Source organism: Pseudomonas sp. ACN5 (genome assembly GCF_002303975.1).
GTDB lineage: Bacteria > Pseudomonadota > Gammaproteobacteria > Pseudomonadales > Pseudomonadaceae > Aquipseudomonas > Aquipseudomonas laurylsulfatiphila.
The window spans coordinates 1-2269 of record NZ_MRCP01000037.1; the positions used below are offsets into that span (position 1 = coordinate 1).

A 2269-nucleotide genomic window follows, 5' to 3' on the forward strand; every position below is an offset into this window, starting at 1 on the left:
GCGATAAACCCGAGAGCGCCGCGGGGTACCTGCCAACCCGCGTTATCGTTGACGACCATCGCGAGCGAGCTCGCTCCTACAGGGTTTGTGTTTTCGCCGGCGGCCAATGCCATCTGTAGGAGCGAGCTTGCTCGCGATAAACCCGAGAGCGCCGCGGGGTACCTGCCAACCCGCGCTCACTTCACTTCAGATACCACCCCCAGGGTTCGCCGTTGTAGCGGGTGATCTGCTTGGTTTCCAGGTAGCTGTTGTAGCCCCACTCACCCAGTTCGCGACCGATGCCGCTCTGCTTGTAACCGCCCCACGGCGCTTCGACGAAGGTCGGCTGCGAGCAGTTGACCCAGACAATGCCGGCGCGAAATTCGCGTGCGACCCGTTCGCAACGCGGCATATCCCGGGACATGACCGCTGCCGCCAGGCCAAACGGCGAGTCATTGGCCAATCGGATCGCTTCGGCTTCCGTGTCGAAGACGCGCAGGCACACTACCGGGCCGAAGATTTCCTCTCGCCATACCGAGCTGTCCTCGGGGACATCGGCGAAAATCGCCGGCGTCAGGTAGTAACCCTTTTCCAGATTGCCCGGCCGCCCACCGCCCGACACCAGCCGCGCACCCTCTTGCTGACCGGCTGCTATGGCCGCCAGCACCTTGTCCAGTTGCCCCTGACTGACCAGCGGCCCGAGTTTCACCCCCTCCTCGAAACCCTGGCCGATCTGAATCTGCTCGGTCGCGGCAATCAGGCGTTCGAGCAACGCCGGGTACAATCCGCGCTCCACCAGCACCCGCGAAGTGGCTGAACAGACCTGCCCCTGGTTCCAGAAGATCCCGAACAGAATCCACTCCACGGCGGCTTCGATGTCGCTGTCGGCGAAGATCACGAAGGGTGATTTACCGCCCAGTTCCAGGCTGATGTTTTTGATGTCGTTGGCAGCCGCCTGCATGATCTTGCGCCCGGTCGGTACGCTGCCGGTGAAGGCGACTTTGTCGACATACGGGTGTTTGGCCAGCGGCGCGCCCGCCTCGCGTCCCAGGCCCGTGATCACGTTCAGGACCCCCGCCGGCAACCCTGCCTTGTCGGCGATGCCGGCCAGTTCGAGGGCGGTCAACGGGGTCAGCTCCGATGGCTTGAGCACGACGGTGCAACCTGCCGCCAGCGCCGGGGCCACCTTCCACGAAGCCATCAGCATCGGGAAATTCCACGGGATGATCGCCGCGACCACACCGACCGGCTCCTTGATCACCGATGACGTGAAGCGCGCATCCGGCACATCGATCGACTGTTCACCCTGTTGATCCGACTGCTCGGCCAACCCGGCATAGAAATCGAAGCAACCGGCGGTGTCGGCGATGTCCCACAATGCTTCCGGCAATGGCTTGCCGTTGTCGCGCACTTCGATGGCGGCCAGTTCGTCCTGACGGTGGCGAATGCCCTCGGCGATACGGCGCAGAACCTCGGCCCGCTGCGTGCCGGACCAGCGTGGCCAGTCCCCCTCATCAAACGCCGAACGCGCCGCCGCCACCGCCCGGTCGACGTCCTCGAACGTGGCAGAAGCGACCCGCGCCAGCACCGATTCGTCACTCGGATCGAGCGTATCGAAAACACCGCGTTGAACCGGGACAACCCACTCACCGCCGATGTACAACCGTTGATAGTCACCCATGGCACACTCCTTGACCCTGCGCTGCCGACGCTGCTGGTACAGCTGTTCGACGACCTGCAATTGCTCGCGGTCATTGACCCCGAGCACGTCGGTTTCCTCCACTTCCACGGCAGTCACCATCAGCCCCGCCTCGTTGGCCAGCGCCACCGCATCGGTGAGGTAGTACTCGCCCTGGGCGTTGCGGTTGCCGATACGCTCCAGCAACCACAGGCAGGTATCTGCCCGCAGGCCCATGACGCCGCCATTGCAGAAGTTGATGTCCAGCTCCTGCGGGCTGGCATCCCTGGCTTCGCGGATCGCCCGCAACCGCCCCTGCTCCACCAGCAGCCGCCCGTAGGGTCCCGGCCGCTGGGTGTGAAAACCCGCCACCGCCACCGCCGCGCCGTCCATCAACGCCCTGCGCAAGCGGTTCAGGGTCTGCGGGGTGATCAGGGGGGAATCGCCAAACAGCACCAACACATTGCCCTGCTGCTGGACCTGCAAGGCCGACCGAGCGGCGAGTACCGCGTGGGCCGTGCCCCGTTGTTCGTGCTGGGTAAACACCTGTGCCGTCGGTGCGACCTGCCGCAGGTACTCAGCCACCTGCCCGCCGCCCGCGCCCACCACCAC

Annotated in this window: 1 protein-coding gene and 1 pseudogene; both read right to left on the reverse strand. The window is 64.9% G+C overall.

The features are described 5' to 3' along the window. Positions 1 to 181 precede the first annotated feature (181 nt). Complete coding sequence (locus BSF40_RS31275; RefSeq protein WP_256589629.1) at positions 182 to 1660, reverse strand: aldehyde dehydrogenase family protein; 1479 nt, start codon at positions 1658 to 1660, stop codon at positions 182 to 184. Positions 1661 to 1954: 294 nt separating this feature from the next. Next, a pseudogene (locus BSF40_RS33355) lies at positions 1955 to 2269 on the reverse strand (NTP transferase domain-containing protein); the annotation flags it as partial.

What these genes read in the sequence shown, in the direction of transcription:
- BSF40_RS31275 (WP_256589629.1), bottom strand. Translation starts at nt 1,660, where the DNA reads ATGGGTGACTATCAACGGTTGTACATCGGCGGTGAGTGGGTTGTCCCG.